Origin of the sequence: Streptomyces sp. NPDC098789 (genome assembly GCF_044759975.1) — a bacterium.
Classification (GTDB): domain Bacteria; phylum Actinomycetota; class Actinomycetes; order Streptomycetales; family Streptomycetaceae; genus Streptomyces.
The window spans coordinates 65,729-82,949 of the sequence record NZ_JBIWAJ010000026.1 but is presented as its reverse complement, the minus strand read 5'-3'; the positions used below and the strand labels follow the sequence as shown (position 1 = coordinate 82,949).

The window sequence follows — 17,221 nt, the reverse complement described above, 5'->3', positions numbered from 1 at the left end:
CGCTGTTCTGCTCAGACTCGACCGGAACCCGTTCCACCACGGAACCCTCGGCGCCGTCAGATCCCTTGGGCGCAGGGGCGTGGAGGTCCATGCCGTCGTCGAGACCGGGGGAGGTCCCATGGGTCGCTCGCGCTACTTGCGCGCGGTGCACCCCGGTCCGTCCGGCGGGCTCGACCCCGAACGCCCCGAGGAACTGCTGGAGTGCCTGACCGGTGTCGCGGAGCGGATCGGCCGTCCCGCGGTGCTCATCGCCATGGACGACCTGAGCGCCATCGCGGTGTCACGGATCGCGCCGATGCTCCAGGACCGGTTCCGGATCCCCCATCAGCCCGACGGCCTGCCCGCCCGGGTGGCCGACAAGGCGGAGCTCTCGCGGCTCTGCGCGCGCTGGGAGATCCCGCACCCGGAGACGGTGATCCCGGCGAGCGGGGCCGAGGCGGCCGAGGCCGCCTGGCGGCTCGGACTGCCGGTGGTCGCCAAGTGGAGCCGGCCCTGGCTGCTGCCCGTGGGCGACGGCCTGCGCAGCACCACACTGGTGCACACCGCCGCCGAGGCGCGCGGGCTGTACGAGCGCTCCGCGCGGGCCGGTAGCCCGCTGCTGCTCCAGCGGTTCCTGCCCGCCGGACCCGACACGGACTGGTTCTTCCACGGCTGCTTCACCCGGGACGGGCACCCGCTGCTCGTCGGCTCCGGGCGCAAGGAGCTGTCGTGGCCGGTGCGTACGGGGCTGACGGCGATGGGCCGTTGGCTGCCCGACCCGGCGGTGGAGGAGGCGGGGCTGCGGCTCGCGCGGCGGCTCGGCTACCAGGGGATCCTCGACCTGGACTTCCGACGGGACGAGCGGGGCTGCTTCCGGCTGGTCGACTTCAACCCCCGGCCCGGCGCGCAGTTCCGGCTCTTCACCGACGGGGCCGGGCTGGACGTCGTACAGGCGCTCTACCTGGATCTGACGGGGCAACGGGTACCGGAGCCGGTGGGCGGTCCAGGGCGGGTCTTCGTCGCGGAGAACTACGCGCTGCTGGCGGGGCTGCGGGGGCCGCTGCCGCAGCGGCGGTCGGCCGCGGCGGCCGCCGCGCCGGTTCCGGCCGTGCCGCCGGCCCCGGTTGCGACCGCCGCGACCGCCGCGGCCGCCACGATCCCGGCGCAGGAGGCGGCGCCCGGGGTGGCGGGCCGGACTGGTGGGGCCAGTGGTTCTGGTGGGTCCGGTGGGTCCGGTGGGGTGGCCCGGCGCGGGCCGGTGCGGGCCGCGCCGCCCGTCGAGCGGGGGCGGGTCGAGCTGGCCTGGTTCGCGGCCGACGACGTACTGCCCTTCCTCGCGATGATCGCGGCCTTCCTGGGGCGCGGCGCCGGCAAGGGGGCGCGCGGGGCGTGGAACACGCTGAGCGGTGTCCCCGCGCGCGGGCGGCGCACGGCGCGCGCCGCGGCCCGCGCGCCCCGCCAGCGCGGCGGGCCCGCACTCGCCGCCCCGCCCGACGCGCAGGGCCCGGGCGCACCCCCGGGCGCCGCGGAGCAGACCGGAACGGCGGAGACGGCCGAAACGGCCGAGCCCGACGGGTTGGTGACGCGGTGACCGGATGATCCGGTGACGACCCGGGGCCCCGCCCCGCCGCCCGCACCCGCCCCCCCGCACCCGGCCCCGGACCCCGGGGCCGGCCGGCCACACGACTCATGACACCGGTAAGAGACTGGAGGGACAGCCGTGACGCGCATGGAGGATCTCGTGGTGGTCGGCGCGGGCCCGTACGGGCTGTCGGTCGCCGCCCACGCGGCCGCGGCCGGGCTCGACGTACGGGTGCTCGGCCGCCCGATGGCCTCCTGGCGGGACCACATGCCCGACGGCATGTACCTCAAGTCGGAGCCCTGGTCCTCGAACCTGTCCGCCCCGGACGGCCGCTACACCCTGGCCGACTACTGCGCCACCCGCGGCACGACGGCGGAGCACGGCACTCCGCTGCCGATCGGGACGTTCAGCGAGTACGGGCTCTGGTTCGCCCGGCAGGCGGCGCCGCCCGTCGAGGAGGTGACGGTCACCGACGTCACCCCGCAGGGCAGCGGATTCCGGATCGCCACGGCGCAGGGCGAGCCGCTGCTGGCCCGGACCGTCGCCCTCGCGGTGGGCGTCATGCCCTTCGTGAACCACCCGGCCGCGCTGCGCGAGCTACCGCCGACCCACTACTCGCACAGCAGCGACCACCGCGACCTGAGCCGGTTCGCCGGCCAGGAGGTCGCGGTCCTCGGCGCGGGCCAGGCCGCGCTGGAGACCGCGGCCCTCCTCGCCGAGGCCGGGGCCCGGCCCTGCCTGGTCGCCCGGCGCGCCCGGCTGAACTGGAACACCCTTCCGCAGCCGCTCCGGCGCCCGCTGCCGCGCGCCCTGCGCGACCCGCACAGCGGCCTCGGCACGGGCTGGCGCAGCTGGGCCTGGTCGGAGCTGCCCTGGGCGGTGCGCCGGCTGCCCGCCCGGGCCCGGGAGCGGATCGCGGCCACCGAGCTGGGCCCGGCCGGGGCCTGGTGGCTGCGGGACCGCTTCGAGCGGCAGGTGCCCGCCCTGATGGGGCACACCCTGCACCGGGCGGTGCCGGTCGGGGCCCGCACCCGGCTGGGGCTGACCACCGCCGCCGGCGAGTCGGTGGTCCTGGACGTCGCCCACGTGATCGCCGCGACCGGCTTCCGCCCGGGCCTGGGGCGGCTGGGACTGCTGGACGCGGGGCTGCGCACGGCGGTGGACACGGTCGGGGAGGCGGGCACGCCCGCGCTCGGCCCCCACTTCGAGTCCTCGTGGCCGGGCCTCTTCTTCGCGGGGCTGCTCACGGCTCCCTCGTTCGGCCCTTCCATGCGATTCGTGCACGGCGCGGGCTTCACGGCGGGGAGACTGGTGACAGGAGTCCACAAGCGCCTGCGCGCCCAGGGCCGGCCGCCGGGCTCCGGCGACGGCGAGGGAGCCCTCCGGGGCCAGGGCGCCGGGCGCCAGAAGACCTATCCGGTGTGAGAGGGGTCCGCGATGAGCCCGGAGAGAGCACAGGGTCGGGGCTGGGTGCGCATTCCCGCGAGCCGAGCGGAACAGTCCGCGGGGCCCCGTCGTGGCGGGCCCCCGCAGGCCCCGCACCCCGACCAGCCGGCGATCTACCTCTCCCTCGTCCAGCGCTGGCGGGAGGCCGGGCGCACCCTTCCGGGGCATCCTGACGAAGAGTGGGAGAGGCTGATCTCCCAGCCGTGCTGGCCCGGCCGATAGGTGGTGTGACGCGTGGCAGCGGCGGAGCACGACGCACCGGAACCGGGCGTGATCAGCGCCTCGGACCGGCTCGCGCTGAACGGCATGGGCAGCTTCGAGTGGGACCTGGGAGCCGGGACCCTCACGCTGGATCCGGCCGGGATGGGCGTCTTCGACCTGGAGCCGGAGGAGTTCGACAACACTCCGGAGGGCCTGGGCGTCCGGATCCCGGCCGATGACAGCGCCCGCCTGGCGGACGCGGTCCTGGCGGCCCTGGACGGCGGCGGGGAGACGTACGGCTCGTACTTCACGGTGCAGCGGCGCGACGGCCGCGACCAGTGGACCCACACGCAGGGCCGGGTGCTGCGCGACCCCGACGGACGCCCCCGGCGGATCGTCGGGATCGTCCGGGACGCGACCGCCGAGCTGGCCCACGCCACGCTGCTGCGCCGGCTGGAGTCGGCGCGGGCCAAACAGGCCACGATCGTCCAGCGCACCACGGAGGCGCTGTCGCGGGCGGTGACGGTCGACGACGTCACCGCCACCCTGACCGGCGCGGGCGCGCTGGAGCGGCTCGGCGCGGACGGCCTGGCGCTCGGGCTGGTCGAGAACGGCGCCATGAAGATCATCGCGCTGAGCGGTGAGTCGCTGGAGATCCTCAGCGAGCGCAAGTTCACCCGGTTGGACGGATCGCTGCCGCTCTCGCAGACGGTCCTCACCCGCAAGGCGCGCTTCGTGACCGACCTGGACGAGCTGGCGGACGAGTTCCCGCTCTTCGCGCCCTACCTCGGCCGGATCCGGTTCAAGGCCGCCGCCTACCTCCCGCTGATCGCGCAGGCCAAGGCGATCGGCGGGCTCGTGCTCTTCTACCGGCGGCGCACCGACTTCAGCCCCGAGGAGCGGAACCTGTCCCTGGGCCTGGCGGGCATCGTCGCCCAGTCGCTCCAGCGCGCGCTCCTGTTCGACCAGGAGCGCGAGTTCGCCACCGGCCTCCAGGCCGCCATGCTGCCCCGGCGGATCCCCGAGATCAGCGGCGGCGAGATCGCGGTCCGCTACCACTCCGCCTGGAGCGGCCGCGAGGTCGGCGGGGACTGGTACGACGTGATCGCGCTGCCCCGGGACCGGGTCGGCATCGTCGTCGGCGACGTACAGGGCCACGACACGCACGCCGCGGCCATCATGGGCCAGCTGCGGATCGCCCTGCGGGCGTACGCGGGGGAGGGCCACCCGCCCTCCACGGTCCTCGCGCGGGCCTCGCGCTTCCTGGCCGAGCTGGACACCGAACGCTTCGCGACCTGCACCTACGCCCAGGTCGACCTGGAGACCGGCGGGGTACGGGCGGTGCGCGCCGGCCACCTGGGCCCGCTGATCCGGCACACCGACGGACGGACCGGCTGGCCGAACCTGCGCGGCGGCCTGCCGCTGGGCCTGGCCTCCGTCTTCGAGCAGGAGGACTTCCCCGAGACCCGCCTCGACCTGGTTCCCGGCGAGACCCTCGTGCTGTGCACCGACGGCCTGGTGGAGGAGCCCGGCGCGACGATCACCACCGGGATGGACGCGCTGGCGCACGCGGTGCGCACCGGCCCCCAGGAGTCGGGGGCGCTCGCCGACCACCTGTTGGACCGGCTGTGGGAGCGCTGGGGCTCCGGCGACGACGTGGCCCTGCTGGTGCTGCGCCGGGCCCCGGACCCGGGGACGCACCGGGCGCCGCGGATCCACCAGTACGTCCACCAGGCGGACCCCGAGGGGCTCTCCGAGGCCCGTTACGCGCTGCGTCAGGCGCTGCGCGACTGGGGGGTGCCGGCCCTCGCCGACGACGTGGAGCTCGCGGCGGGGGAGCTGCTGGTCAACGCCCTGCTGCACACCGACGGGGGTGCGGTGCTGACGATGGAGGTGCTGCCGGAGCCGGTCCGGCGGATCCGGCTGTGGGTCAAGGACCGCTCCAGCGTCTGGCCGCGCAGGCGGACGCCGGGGGAGGCGGCGACCACGGGGCGCGGGCTGTTGCTCGTCGACGCGCTGGCCACGCACTGGGGCGTGGAGTCCCGGGGCGACGGCAAGGCCGTGTGGTGCGAGTTCGACGCTCCTGGTGACCTGGGGTGATCGACTGGTCACGTCGAGTTGTGGCCGGCCGCGGCCGGGGCGATGATCCGGTCATGGAAAGGATGCGGCCGTGGGGGCTCGTACTGCTGGCGACGCTGGTGATCGCGGTGATCGCGGCGGGCGTGCCGAGGCTCCTCGACTGGACGGCGGGCCGCGCGCACGCGGCGCCGGCGTGCCGGTCGGTGGCCTTCATGTCGATGACCGGTGCGGCGCCGGACTGCCGGTAGCGGCGGCTACCGGGCGGATCGGCCCGCGGGTGCGGGGTCGGCGGCGCGGGTCGGCGGGACCGGGCCCGTCAGCGGCGGTCGAGGGTGACGTGCCCGCGGTGCTCGGCGAGGGTGTTCTGCGAGATCGCGCGCGGCACCAGGTACGCGCCGTGGAGGCGGGCGACGGTCAGCGTGGCTTGGGCTTCGGCGTCGCCGGGGTGGAAGCCGGAGTCGACGCCGATCGCGCCGCTGACGGACCAGTCGTGGACCGCGCCGTCGCAGACGGCGTCGCCCGCGTTCATGCCGAGCCGGTTGTGGTCCTGGCTGACGGCGGTCTGGATCTGCACTCCCTCGGGTGACCCGGGTTCACAGCGGTAGGCCCCGGAAAGAGTGACGCGGCCGTCCTGGGAAACCCGCGCGTGGTCCTTCACGAAAATCGCATTGGCGCGCGAATCGGCGTTCGCGGGCACGGCGCAGGCGGCGGTGGCGGCCAGTGCGGACAGTGCCGCCACGGCGATTCGGGATACGGGCAGGCCCATCGTTTCCTCCAGGTGGATGCGGGCGGTGGATTCCGCCGGAACGAATTGTGCAGGTCACCCGGCGGTATCTCGCTCCGTCGAATCGTGTCGGTGTGTGCAATTGCCTCCTCGGGCGCGTGAGACTGACCGAAATACGTCCCCGAAGGGATCCCGCATGCGCCAGTCCGCCCCTGTCCTCGCCCTCGCCCTCCTTCCGCTCCTGCTGTTCGGTTCCACCGCCTGCCAGAGCGCCCACGAGGGGGCCGCCCTCGCGCCGGCCGCCGCCCCGGCCGTCCCGGTCGACGACGGCGCCCCGGGCGGCGCCGACGAGGACGCCCCCGCGCCGGCGCCGGGGGCGGTGGCCGGGGCCGCCGTCAAGGACGCCCGGGTGGGTGACCCCGTACGGGTGCGCGGTCAGCAGGTGGGCCGTCACCTGCAGGCCGTTCTCACCGCCTACGTCGATCCCGCGGTCAGCGTGGACGCGACCTTCGCCCCCGCCGCGGGCAAGCGCTGGGTGGGCGCCGGGATGTCCTTCGTCAACGTGGGCGGTGCGACCTACGGGGCGCTCGGGCGCATGTGGGCGTACGACAGCGCGGGGCAGCGCTATCCGGCGGTCAAGACGGGCGAGCTGACCACCGGAAAGCCCCTCGTCTTCGATTCCCTCTCCGTCGGGCAGCGGGCCGAGGGATGGGTGGTGTTCGAAATCCCGGAAAACGCGCGGATCGTACGCCTCCAGTACCAGGACGCGAACACACAGGCGAATTCCGGAGAGGGATTCTGGACGGTCTGACCCACCCGGGTGAAGGGCCGGGAAATGGTGGGGTGAAAGAGCACTAAGGTGCCGCCCATGACTTCGACTCACACCGAAATCGACCGGTCCCACCTCGGCACCCTTTCGGTGCTCGCGTGGATCGGCGATCCCGAGGACGGGCACAACATTCCCTACCTCATCGCCTACACCTTGGGCGACTGCCCGCACGGCCACGAGGCCGGCGAGGCGTCCGCCCGCGGGCTGCTGGACCACCTGGGGCTGCGGATCGGCGACGAGGTGCTGGACGGCACCGTCCACCCCCACAAGTTCCCGGTGAAGATCCTGGTCGAGGGCGACCAGGTCGCGCTCACCGTGGAGGGCGAGGACATCGGCCTCAACGCCCGCTGCACCGCGCCGCCGGAGTGGGTGGCCGCCGCCGCCGACAGCGATCAGGTCTACTTCCTGTTCGCCACCCGCCCCTGGCCCCAGGCCACGCCCGGGGTGCCCGTCGACGCCGACACCCTGAAGGAGTTCGTCGGCGACGAAGAGGTCCTGACCAGCAGCGTGCACGCCGTGCTGCGCGTGCAGCGGCTCAAGAAGTAACCACCGCTCGCGGGGCGCCGACCGCCGGCCGCCGGGCTCCCAGCCCGCCCGGTGGCCGGCCCGCGCCGCTCAGCTCGGGTCCGCGCCGCTCCGCGCCGGTCCGCGCCGCTGCGGGTCAGACGTCGAACGCGAACCGCAGGGACCGGACCCGGTTGTCGAAGTTCGACCCCACCAGCTCCGGCAGCCCGACCGCCCGCAGCCCGACCGGGCGCGTCAGCAGCTCCCGGAACAGGGCCTTCATCTCCACCCGCGCCAGGTGCGCCCCCAGGCAGAAGTGCGGGCCGCCGCCGCCGTACCCCAGGTGCGGATTGGGCGAGCGGGTGATGTCGAAGGCGTCCGGATCCGGGAACACCGTCTCGTCCCGGTTGGCCGACGCGTAGTACAGCACCACCTTGTCGCCGGGCACGAACAGGTGCCCGCCCAGGCGGTGCTCCGCGACCACCGTCCGACGGAACTGGATGATCGGCGTCGCGTGCCGGACCATCTCGTCCACCGCGCCGTCGGCGTGCGCCTCGAAGTCCCCGAGCAACAGCTCCCGCTGCTCCGGATGTTCGGTGAGCAGCGCCAGCCCGTGCGTGATCGCGTTGCGCGTGGTCTCCACCCCGGCCACCATCAACAGCGAGAAGAACGCGCCCAACTGCCGCACGCCCAGGGCCTGGCCGTCCACGTTCGCGCAGACGAGCGCCGAGATCAGGTCGTCGGTCGGGTTCTTGCGCCGCTCCTCGGCGATCCCCGCCACCATCCGCTGCATCCGCGCCAGCGCCCGCAGCCCCCGCCCCGGCATCCGCAGGCGCGCCGTCAGAGCGCGCTCCACGCCGATGTTCTCCGACGCGTGGTTGACCCGGTCCGCGATCTCCGCCCGGTACTCGGCGGGGATCCCCATCATGTTGCAGATGACGTCCAGCGGCAGCCGTGAGGACACGGCCGAGACGAACTCCTCGGGCCGCTCCGCCAGTACGTCGTCCACGATCCGCGCCGCCACCGCGTGGACGTCCGCCTCCGCGGCCGCCAACAACCGCGGTGTGAAGGCGCGCTGCACGATCTTGCGCAGCTGCGCGTGGTCCGCCCCGTCCAGATTGACCATCGAATCCCCGAACAGCGCCCGCACCCAGCGGGCCGGCTCCGGCGTCGTCACCCCCGGAGCGCTCGCGAACACCTTCGGCAGCCGGCTCGCCTCCTGCACGTCGGCGTGCCGCACCAGCGCCCAGTGCGCGCGCTCCGGCCCCCGCCAGGACGCCGGGCGCTCGACGAACCGGCGCGGGCCGTCGAGCGCCCGCAGCCGGGCGAAGGCCGCCAGCCGCGCCTCGGGGGGAAGCTGCCAGAACGCCGGATCGGCGAGATCGATGTCGGCCGCGTGCCGCTGTGCCGGAACCGTCATGGCCCGCACCTTCTTCCCAATGGTCAGGGTGTCCAGGGCGCCCTGGACCCTTGCGGCCCCCCGCCGCTCCCCACGGCTCCCGCACTCACGCTTCTGAACGCGCCCGGTGCTGCAAGGTCACGCCCGCCGCGACCGCCAGCGCGGCCACCAGCCCCGCCCACAGCACGGCGTGCTCGCCCGTCCACGCGCAGCCCAGCACCAGCAGGGCCGTGACCGGCAGCAACAGCTGCTGCGCCGCGCCCCGCTTGAAGTGCCGCGAGTGCAGGAGCCACACCACCGCGAGGAAGATCGCCGCGGGCACGCACACCGCCAGGTTCGCCGCCGGCGTCGATACGTGCGCCTTGCCCACCGCCTGCTCGACCGCCACCTCGATGCCCGCACCGATCGCCGCCGCCGACCCGAGGATCACGAAGTGCCCGTACCCCCAGGGCAGCGCCGACCGGTTGCCCGTCACCCGCTCGTGGGCCGGCACCGCGAAGTAGATCCACCAGGCCGCGAACACCAGCAGCAGCCCGCCCGCCGCGATCGGCAGCAGTTCGCCCAGCGCCTCGTGCTCGTCCAGCGCCGACTGCACCGCGATCGTGCTCGCCGAGATCGTCTCGCCGAGCACGATCAGTGTGAACAGGCCGTACCGCTCCACGATGTGGTGCGCGTGCCACGGCGTCTGGTGCGAGCGCTCCGCGATCAACGGCACCGACAGCTCCGCCACCACCATCACCAGGAACAGCCAGCGCCGCATCCCCTCCGGGGCCACCAGCAGCGCCACCCAGCCCGCCTGGCAGACCAGCAGCCCCACCGCGTACTTCACCGCCGTGGCCCGCGCCGGTCCCCGCTCCCCGGCCGCCGCCCGCAACCACTGCACGGTCAGCGCCACCCGCATCACCAGGTAGCCGACGACCGCGATCGTCCAGTCGTTCGCGTCGAACGCCCGCGGCACCCCCGCCGCGTAGATCAGCACGCCCGCGATCTGCACCAGCACCGCGACCCGGTACGGCACGTCGTCGGTGTCGTAGGCGGAGGCGAACCACGAGAAGTTGACCCACGCCCAGAACACCCCGAAGAACACGAACAGGTAGCCGCTGATCCCGGCCCCCACGTGCCCCTCCGCCAGCGCGTGCACCAACCGCGCCCCCGCCTGCGCGACCGCGACGACGAAGCACAGGTCGAAGAACAGTTCCAGCGGGGTCGCGGCCCGGTGACCCTCGTCGGGGCTCCGCGCGATCATCGGTACGTATGCCATACCGCCCAGCACACCAGTGCCGCGCCGCCTAACAAGCGAGGCGCGCGGCCCGTAGCACCCGGGTACCCCGGGCGGACTCGTAGCGGTCGACCACCGACCGGGCCAGCAACGGATGATCGGCCAACGGCTCCGACACCGTCCACGCCCCGACCCCCGCCAGCGCGTGCGTGAAGCGGCCCGGAGCCAACAGGTGCGCCCCGACCGCCACCCGCCCGAAGCCCGCACCGCGCAGCGAAGCCAGCGCCTCGGCCACCGTCGGCCCCGCCGACGTCAGGTACGCCGGTACCACCGGGACGGGAACGGGCCCGCCGTCCGCCTCCAGAAGCGCCGCCAGCCGCGCCGCGCAGAGCCGGGTGCCGTCGTTCCCGCCCGGCCGCGAGGAGCCCGCCCCCGCCACGATCACCGCGTCCGCGCGCGCGTACGGGCCGCGGCGCCGCTCCGCCTCCCGCAAGCGCCCGTACAACGCCTGCGCGACCCCGCGCTCCCCGCTCAGCCCGGGCGTGAGCACGCACCCCGTACCGTCCAGGACCGCCGGGACGTCGACCCGGCGGTGGTAGCCGTCGCCCAGCAGCAGCGGGACCACCACGGCGCCCGGATGCGCGCGCACCACCTCCGCGAGCGAGGGGCGCTGCACGTCGAGATGGCCCACGACCGCACGGATCCCGCTCAGCGCCTCCACCGTCGCGGTCAAGCGCGAGATCGTCGCGGCCGCGGCCGGGACGGCACTTCCGTGCACGGCGAGAACGAGCATGACGGCCACCTCCACGACTGCGCGCCGAGCCCTGAGCCGGCGCCTACCCCCCGCCCCCACGCTAGGCCCCGGGCGCCCCCGCCACACGCCCCCCAAAGACCTTCGCCGCAGGTCACAGGTCCTGTGCGGAACGGGACCGGCTACCCCCCCGCCCGGGCCCTTTACGGCCGTCCGGGGCCACCGCGCGGACCTACCGTCAAAGGGTCGAATGTGGTGGCGGCCGACGCGCGACACGCGCGCGGCCCCGGGAACGGACGGAGTGGGACCATGGCGCAGACGCTGGTCGTCATCGGCCACGGCATGGTGGGACACCGCCTGCTGGAGGCCCTCGCCGAGCGCGACGCACTGGCCGGCCCCGGCCGCACCGGCGCCGGCGGCTGGCACGTCGTCGTCCTCGCCGAAGAGGCGCGCCCCGCCTACGACCGCGTCCACCTCTCCGCCGCCTTCACCGGATCCACCGGCGAAGAGCTGGCCCTCGCCGCACCCGGCTTCTTCGAACGGCACGGCATCGACCTGCGCCTCGGCGACCCCGCCGCACACGTCGACACCGCCGCCCGCACGGTCACCAGCGCCTCGGGCGACGTCATCGGCTACGACGCCCTCGTGCTCGCCACCGGGTCCTACCCCTTCGTGCCGCCGATCGACGGCGCCGACGCCGACGGCTGCTTCACCTACCGCACCCTCGACGACGTCGAGGCCCTCACCGCCTACGCCGCCGACCCCGCCGTCTCCACGGGCGTCGTCATCGGCGGCGGACTCCTCGGCCTCGAAGCGGCCGGCGCCCTGCGCACCCTCGGGCTGACCACGCACGTCGTCGAGTTCGCGCCCCGCCTGATGCCCCTCCAGGTCGACGACGGCGGCGCCGCCGCGCTGCGCGCCACCATCGAGTCGATGGGCGTCGCCGTGCACACCGGAGTCGGCGCCGGCGGCGTGCAGATCCACCCCGACGGTCGCGCCCAGGCCCTGCGGTTGACCAACGGCCAGGAGATCGGCGCGGACGTCGTCGTCTTCTCCGCCGGAGTGCGCCCCCGTGACCGCCTCGCCCGCGAGTGCGGACTGGCCGTCGGCGACCGCGGCGGCGTCGTCGTCGACGCCCACTGCCGCACCAGCGACCCCTACGTCTACGCGGTCGGCGAATGCGCGCAGAGCGTCGACGGCAAGGTCTACGGGCTCGTCGCCCCCGGCTACCAGATGGCCGAGACCGTCGCCGAAGCGCTCGCCGGGGCCGGCGAACTCACCTTCACCGGAGCCGACACCTCCACCAAGCTCAAGCTGATGGGCGCCGACGTGGCCTCCTTCGGCGACCCCTTCGCCCCCGAGGGCCGCGACGGCGCCGTCTCCGTGGTCTTCTCCGACGCCCGCGAAGGCGTGTACAAGAAGCTCCTGCTCGGCCCCGACGGCGCACTGCTCGGTGGGATCCTGGTCGGCGACGCGGGCGCGTACGGCTCGCTCAAGCCGCACGCCGGACGGATGCTGCCCGGCCCCGCCGAGGCCTTCATCCTCCCCTCCACGGAGGGCATCGAGCTGCCCGGCGCCGACGCCCTGCCCGACGACGCGGTGGTGTGCAGCTGCCACAACGTCACCAAGGGCCAGGTCCGCACCGCCGTGGCCGAGGAGTCGCTGACCGACCTCGGCGGCATCAAGAAGTGCACGAAGGCGGGCACCGGTTGCGGTGGCTGCCTCGGCACCCTGCAGGCCGTGCTCGACGCCGAGATGGCCGCGGCCGGCATCGAGAAGGCCCGCGGACTGTGCGAGCACTTCACGCTCACCCGCGCCGAGATCTACGAGAAGGTCGCCACCGAGCACATCCGCAGCTTCAGTGAACTGCTGGAGACCCACGGCGCCGGCGGCGAAGGCTGCGCCGTCTGCAAGCCGGTCGTCGCCAACATCCTCGGCACCCTCGCCCCCGACCTCGGGCTCGGGCACATCCTGGAGGGCGAGCAGGCGACGCTCCAGGACTCCAACGACCTCTTCCTCGCCAACCTGCAGAAGGACGGCACCTATTCGGTGGTCCCGCGGGTCGCCGGCGGCGAGATCACCGCCGACCAGGTCATCGCCATCGGCGAGGTCGCCCGGGACTACGGTCTCTACACGAAGATCACCGGGGCCCAGCGGATCGGCCTGTTCGGCGCCCGCGCCGAACAGCTGCCCGACATCTGGCGCCGCCTCGGCGGAGCCGGCTTCGAATCGGGCCAGGCCTACGGAAAGTCCCTGCGCGCGGTCAAGTCCTGCGTCGGCGCCCGCTTCTGCCGCTTCGGGCAGGGCGATTCCATCCAGCTCGCCATCGACCTGGAGCTGCGCTACCGCGGACTGCGCACGCCGCACAAGTTCAAGGGCGGGGTCTCGGGCTGCGTGCGCGAGTGCGCCGAGGCCCGCGGCAAGGACATCGGGATCATCGCCACCAGCAAGGGCTGGAACCTGTACGTCGGCGGCAACGGCGGCGCCGTCCCGCGCCACGCCGACCTGCTGGCCGCGGACCTGGCGACCGGCGAACTCTTCGCCCTGATCGACCGCTTCCTCATGTACTACGTCCGCACCGGCGAACGCCTGGAGCGCACCGCCGCGTGGGTCGAGCGGCTCGGCGGCAGCGGCGCGGGCCTGGACCACCTGAGGGCGGTGCTGATCGAGGACGAGCTCGGGATCTGCGCGGAGCTGGAGGCGCAGATGGAGCGGCACGTATCGGCCTACCAGGACGAATGGCAGGCGGTCCTGGAGGACCCGGCGGCGCTGGAACGCTTCGGGGCCCCGGCGCGCGGCGCCGTCACCACCGACGGCGTGGCCGGGGGCTGCGACGCACCGGGCGTGGACTTCGGCGGGGCCGGGGCCCTGGAGCCGGGGCGCGGGCGCGCGGTGGTGCTGCCCGACGGCAGCCGGGCGGCCGTCTTCAAGGACCGCGCGGGCACGGTGTACGCGGTCGGCGACCGGGACCCCTTCTCCGGGGCCGACGTGATCGCCAACGGCATCATGGGCACCCGGGACGGCGTCCCGGTGGTGACCTCGCCGATGCACAAGCAGGTCTTCGACCTGCGGACCGGGATCTGCCTGGACGACCCGGACGTCGCCCTGCCGGTCCTGCCGGTCCTGCGGACGCAGTCGTGACGCAGCCGTGACGGCGCCGCGCGGCGTGACGCGGCCGCGCGGCGTGACGCGGAACGGCGCGGAGCGGCGCCGGGCGGGCGCAGGGGCGGGCCCAGCGGCCGGCCCCGGATAGCCGTACGGCACGTCGCGGGTGCGACCAACGCACTGTGGGCGGCAGGACCTTGTCCTGTCGCCCACGCGACGTTCTCCCCTGACGCGCGGCGGGTCGGCGAGCGGATCCTGGATACGTCAGGACCCTCAGCACCAGTTCACAACGTTCAGGACACTGCCATGAGTTCCGCCACCCAGGATGCGCCCCCGGCAACGACCGGCCGCGCCCTCGCGCCCGACCCGGCGCAGTACCGGCCCGGCCGCACCATCACCGAATGGACTCCGGAGGATCCGTCCTTCTGGCAGTCCACGGGCAAGAAGGTCGCCGCGCGCAACCTGTGGATCGCGGTTCCGGCGCTCCTGGTCGCCTTCGTCGTCTGGCAGGTCTGGAGCATCACGGCCACCAACCTCAAGGACGTCGGCTTCGGCTTCAGCCAGTCGCAGCTGTTCTGGCTGACGGCCGTCCCCGGCATCACGGGCGGCACCGCCCGCATCTTCTACACCTTCATCGGCCCGATGATCGGCCAGCGCCGCTTCACCGCGCTCTCCACGATCGTCCTGATCGTGCCGCTGATCTGGCTGGGCTTCGCGGTCCAGGACACGTCGACCTCGTACACCACCATGGTCGCGATCGCCGCGCTCTGCGGCATCGGTGGCGCCAACTTCTCCTCCTCGCTGGCCAACATCGGCTTCTTCTACCCGAAGCAGGAGAAGGGCAACGCGACCGGCATCAACGGCGGCCTGGGCAACCTGGGCGTGTCCGTGGTCCAGCTGCTCACCCCGATCCTGATCACCACCTCGGTGCTGGCGATCGGCGCGGGCCAGAAGAAGGCGAACGGCTCGGAGATCTACCTCCAGAACGCGGCCTTCGTCTGGGTGCCGGTGCTGGTGGTCCTGGCAGCCGTGGCCTGGTTCGGCCAGAACGATCTGAAGGTCGCCTCCACCCCCTTCAGCCAGCAGAAGGTCATCTTCAAGCGCAAGCACAACTGGGTGATGACCTGGCTGTACGTCGGCACCTTCGGCTCCTTCATCGGCTTCGCGGCGGCCCTGCCGCTGCTGATCAAGACCACCTTCCCGGCGTACTCGGTCGCCACCTACGCCTGGATGGGCCCCGCCCTGGGCGCCCTCGCCCGCTGGGGCGGCGGCTGGATCGCCGACAAGCTGGGCGGCGCGCGGGTCACGATCCTGTCCTTCGTGGGCATGGGCGCCTCGATCATCGGTGTGATCACCTTCCTCCCCGCGGGCTCCGACACCGGCTCCTTCTACGGCTTCTTCTTCTGCTTCCTGTCGGCGTTCTTCTTCTCCGGCATCGGCAACGGCTCGACCTTCCGGCAGATTCCGGTCATCTTCCGCGGCCAGCACCTGAAGGGTCTGACCGAGGGCACCCCGCAGTACGCGGCCGCGCTCAAGCAGGCGGAGATCGAGTCCGGCGCGGTCACCGGCTTCACCGCCGCGATCGCCGCCTACGGCTTCTTCTTCATCCCGGCGATGTTCGCGAACTTCGCGGTGACCAGCGCGATGTGGGGCTTCGTGGCCTTCTACGCGAGCTGCGTGGTCGTGGCCTGGTACTTCTACGCCCGCAAGGGCGCCGAGGCCCCCAGCTAGTGCTGTGACCGGAAAGGTTCACCGTGTCGCGGCGCCCGGCACGGCACCTCGCGGCGTTGTCGGCCCACGCAAGTACGTCCAGTACGAGCCGTGGCCCTCCGTCTTGCGATGCGCCGCACCGGACACCGCGACCCGGCAAACCTTTCCGGCCACAGCACTAGGCCCCCCAGCCAGGCCTCCAGCAAGGCTCCCGGCGAGGCCGTCCCGTGGCTTGAGCTGGGCCGACGGCCGGGCCGTCTCCTTCGTATCGCGCCCGATCCGCGCGATCCGCAGGAGGGGGCCCGGTCCGTTCGTCCGTCCCCCCACCGCTCGATCGGAAGGTCACCTCCGTGCTCGGCATGTTCGCGCAGCTCGCCGTCATGGTGGCGGCCATCGCCCTCGGGTCCCGCAAGGGCGGTGTGGCCATGGGCCTCTGGGGCGCCGTCGGGGTCTTCGTGCTCGCGACCTTCTTCGGGGTCACGCCCGCCGACACCTCGGGCATCGTCGACGTCATGCTGATCATCCTCGCGGTGATCATGGCCGCTGCGGCGATGGAGGCGGCCGGTGGCATCGACTACCTCGTCGGGCTCGCGGAGAAGGCGATCCGGCGCAAACCCAGCCGGGTGGTCTTCGTGGCCCCCCTGGTCTCCTGGGCCTTCACGCTGGGCGCCGGCACGGCCCACGTCTTCTACCCGCTCCTCCCCGTGATCCACGACGTCGCCCGCGAGGGCGGTGTCCGCCCGGAGCGGCCCATCGCCGTCTCCTCCATCGCCGCCACCTTCGGTATCACCGCGTCCCCCGTGTCCGCCGCCATGGCCGCCATGATCGTGATGTTCGACGGCGACGGCTGGAACCTGCCGCGGATCATGGCCGTCGCCGTGCCGGCCACGCTGCTCGGCGTCGTCGTCGCGGCCACCGTGCAGTCGCGGATCGGCAAGGAGCTGGGGGAGGACCCCGAGTACCTGCGCCGACTGGCCGCCGGGGAGATCGAGCCGCCCGCCGCGGCCGCCGCCGCGCCGGCCCTGCGGCCCCGGGCGCGCTGGTCGGCGTACCTCTTCATGGGCGGGGCCGTCGCGGTCGTCATCAGTGGTCTCTTCCCGGGGCTGCGCCCGGAGACGGCCAAGGGGCCGCTCTCGATGCCCGCCACCATCGAGATCCTGATGATGGCCGTGGCCGCGCTGATCCTGCTGCTGTGCCGGGTCGACGCGCTGCGGATACCCGGCACGGAGGTGGCCCGGTCCGGGCTCGTCGCCGTCATCGGCGTCTTCGGGCTGTCCTGGCTGGGCCTGTCCTTCATCGGTGCCAACGAGGCCCGGATCACCGGTGCGCTCGGCGGGGTCGCGCAGGACCACCCCTGGTTCTTCGCCATCATGCTGCTGCTCCTCTCCGCGTTGCTCTTCAGTCAGGCCACGACCACCAAGGCGCTGATGCCGCTGGGGATCGCCCTCGGCATCCCGGCCCCCCTCCTCATCGCGATGTGGCCGGCCGTGAACGGCTATTTCCTCCTCCCCACCTACGGCACCTTCATCGCGGCGATCAATTTCGATCGGACCGGCACCACCCGGGTCGGCCGCTTCGTGGTGAACCACTCCTTCATGCTGCCGGGGCTGATCACGACGTGCGTCGCGGTATCCACAGGCTTCGCTCTGGTTCAGATTGTCTGACCGCTCCAAAATTCTTGTGAAAGCTTTCA

Annotated in this window: 13 protein-coding genes; 9 read left to right on the top strand and 4 right to left on the bottom strand. The window is 73.5% G+C overall.

What is annotated here, in order from left to right; all coding sequences use genetic code 11:
* Window positions 1-118: 118 nt before the first annotated feature.
* From ACIQWR_RS36505 to ACIQWR_RS36490, 4 genes are all read left to right on the top strand, one after another.
* Window positions 119-1,570 (top strand): ATP-grasp domain-containing protein, encoded by a 1,452-nt coding sequence (locus ACIQWR_RS36505; RefSeq protein WP_404018836.1) that lies wholly within the window; start codon window positions 119-121, stop codon window positions 1,568-1,570.
* A 138-nt stretch (window positions 1,571-1,708) separates the two neighbouring features.
* Window positions 1,709-2,986 (top strand): NAD(P)-binding domain-containing protein, encoded by a 1,278-nt coding sequence (locus ACIQWR_RS36500; protein WP_404018951.1) that lies wholly within the window; start codon window positions 1,709-1,711, stop codon window positions 2,984-2,986.
* Window positions 2,987-3,241: 255 nt separating this feature from the next.
* Window positions 3,242-5,308, top strand: coding sequence for a SpoIIE family protein phosphatase (locus tag ACIQWR_RS36495; RefSeq protein WP_404018833.1), 2,067 nt, complete (start codon window positions 3,242-3,244; stop codon window positions 5,306-5,308).
* 53 nt (window positions 5,309-5,361) lie between these two features.
* Window positions 5,362-5,535 carry a hypothetical protein gene (locus ACIQWR_RS36490; protein ID WP_404018830.1) on the top strand — a complete coding sequence of 58 codons (174 nt, stop codon included), beginning with the start codon at window positions 5,362-5,364 and terminating at the stop codon, window positions 5,533-5,535.
* Window positions 5,536-5,603: 68 nt separating this feature from the next.
* Here ACIQWR_RS36490 and ACIQWR_RS36485 read toward each other — a convergent pair whose 3' ends face one another.
* On the bottom strand, window positions 5,604-6,053 hold the full coding sequence (locus ACIQWR_RS36485) for a DUF6299 family protein (RefSeq protein ID WP_404018827.1): 450 nt from the start codon (window positions 6,051-6,053) through the stop codon (window positions 5,604-5,606).
* Window positions 6,054-6,207: 154 nt separating this feature from the next.
* On the opposite strand from ACIQWR_RS36485, the gene ACIQWR_RS36480 reads away from it, so the two are divergent.
* Together ACIQWR_RS36480 and ACIQWR_RS36475 are read left to right on the top strand one after the other, a co-directional pair.
* Window positions 6,208-6,822: a DUF4352 domain-containing protein gene (locus ACIQWR_RS36480; protein ID WP_404018824.1), complete on the top strand. Its 615-nt coding sequence runs from the start codon at window positions 6,208-6,210 to the stop codon at window positions 6,820-6,822.
* A gap of 57 nt (window positions 6,823-6,879) precedes the next feature.
* Window positions 6,880-7,386 carry a DUF5949 family protein gene (locus ACIQWR_RS36475; protein WP_404018822.1) on the top strand — a complete coding sequence of 169 codons (507 nt, stop codon included), beginning with the start codon at window positions 6,880-6,882 and terminating at the stop codon, window positions 7,384-7,386.
* Window positions 7,387-7,501: 115 nt separating this feature from the next.
* On the opposite strand, the gene ACIQWR_RS36470 is transcribed toward ACIQWR_RS36475, so the two are convergent.
* From ACIQWR_RS36470 to ACIQWR_RS36460, 3 genes are all read right to left on the bottom strand, one after another.
* Window positions 7,502-8,764, bottom strand: coding sequence for a cytochrome P450 (locus tag ACIQWR_RS36470; protein ID WP_404018819.1), 1,263 nt, complete (start codon window positions 8,762-8,764; stop codon window positions 7,502-7,504).
* A gap of 85 nt (window positions 8,765-8,849) precedes the next feature.
* Window positions 8,850-10,004 (bottom strand): low temperature requirement protein A, encoded by a 1,155-nt coding sequence (locus tag ACIQWR_RS36465; RefSeq protein ID WP_404018816.1) that lies wholly within the window; start codon window positions 10,002-10,004, stop codon window positions 8,850-8,852.
* A gap of 28 nt (window positions 10,005-10,032) precedes the next feature.
* Window positions 10,033-10,755 (bottom strand): sirohydrochlorin chelatase, encoded by a 723-nt coding sequence (locus tag ACIQWR_RS36460; protein WP_404018813.1) that lies wholly within the window; start codon window positions 10,753-10,755, stop codon window positions 10,033-10,035.
* Between the two features lie 267 nt (window positions 10,756-11,022).
* Here ACIQWR_RS36460 and nirB point away from each other — a divergent pair, with 267 nt between their 5' ends.
* The 3 genes from nirB to ACIQWR_RS36445 all read left to right on the top strand — a co-directional run bounded on the left by nirB (window position 11,023) and on the right by ACIQWR_RS36445 (window position 17,192).
* Window positions 11,023-13,854, top strand: a complete 2,832-nt coding sequence (gene nirB / locus ACIQWR_RS36455) for a nitrite reductase large subunit NirB (RefSeq protein ID WP_404018811.1) — start codon at window positions 11,023-11,025, stop codon at window positions 13,852-13,854.
* Window positions 13,855-14,124: 270 nt separating this feature from the next.
* Entirely contained in the window at window positions 14,125-15,549 is a 1,425-nt protein-coding gene (locus ACIQWR_RS36450) for an MFS transporter (protein WP_404018810.1), read from the top strand.
* Window positions 15,550-15,887: 338 nt separating this feature from the next.
* Window positions 15,888-17,192: an anaerobic C4-dicarboxylate transporter family protein gene (locus ACIQWR_RS36445; protein ID WP_404018948.1), complete on the top strand. Its 1,305-nt coding sequence runs from the start codon at window positions 15,888-15,890 to the stop codon at window positions 17,190-17,192.
* Window positions 17,193-17,221 lie beyond the last annotated feature (29 nt).

What these genes read in the sequence shown, in the direction of transcription:
- ACIQWR_RS36505 (WP_404018836.1), top strand. Translation starts at nt 119, where the DNA reads ATGGGTCGCTCGCGCTACTTGCGCGCGGTGCACCCCGGTCCGTCCGGC.
- ACIQWR_RS36500 (WP_404018951.1), top strand. Translation starts at nt 1,709, where the DNA reads ATGGAGGATCTCGTGGTGGTCGGCGCGGGCCCGTACGGGCTGTCGGTC.
- ACIQWR_RS36490 (WP_404018830.1), top strand. Translation starts at nt 5,362, where the DNA reads ATGGAAAGGATGCGGCCGTGGGGGCTCGTACTGCTGGCGACGCTGGTG.
- ACIQWR_RS36485 (WP_404018827.1), bottom strand. Translation starts at nt 6,053, where the DNA reads ATGGGCCTGCCCGTATCCCGAATCGCCGTGGCGGCACTGTCCGCACTG.
- ACIQWR_RS36480 (WP_404018824.1), top strand. Translation starts at nt 6,208, where the DNA reads ATGCGCCAGTCCGCCCCTGTCCTCGCCCTCGCCCTCCTTCCGCTCCTG.
- ACIQWR_RS36475 (WP_404018822.1), top strand. Translation starts at nt 6,880, where the DNA reads ATGACTTCGACTCACACCGAAATCGACCGGTCCCACCTCGGCACCCTT.
- ACIQWR_RS36470 (WP_404018819.1), bottom strand. Translation starts at nt 8,764, where the DNA reads ATGACGGTTCCGGCACAGCGGCACGCGGCCGACATCGATCTCGCCGAT.
- ACIQWR_RS36465 (WP_404018816.1), bottom strand. Translation starts at nt 10,004, where the DNA reads ATGGCATACGTACCGATGATCGCGCGGAGCCCCGACGAGGGTCACCGG.
- ACIQWR_RS36460 (WP_404018813.1), bottom strand. Translation starts at nt 10,755, where the DNA reads ATGCTCGTTCTCGCCGTGCACGGAAGTGCCGTCCCGGCCGCGGCCGCG.
- nirB (WP_404018811.1), top strand. Translation starts at nt 11,023, where the DNA reads ATGGCGCAGACGCTGGTCGTCATCGGCCACGGCATGGTGGGACACCGC.
- ACIQWR_RS36450 (WP_404018810.1), top strand. Translation starts at nt 14,125, where the DNA reads ATGAGTTCCGCCACCCAGGATGCGCCCCCGGCAACGACCGGCCGCGCC.
- ACIQWR_RS36445 (WP_404018948.1), top strand. Translation starts at nt 15,888, where the DNA reads ATGTTCGCGCAGCTCGCCGTCATGGTGGCGGCCATCGCCCTCGGGTCC.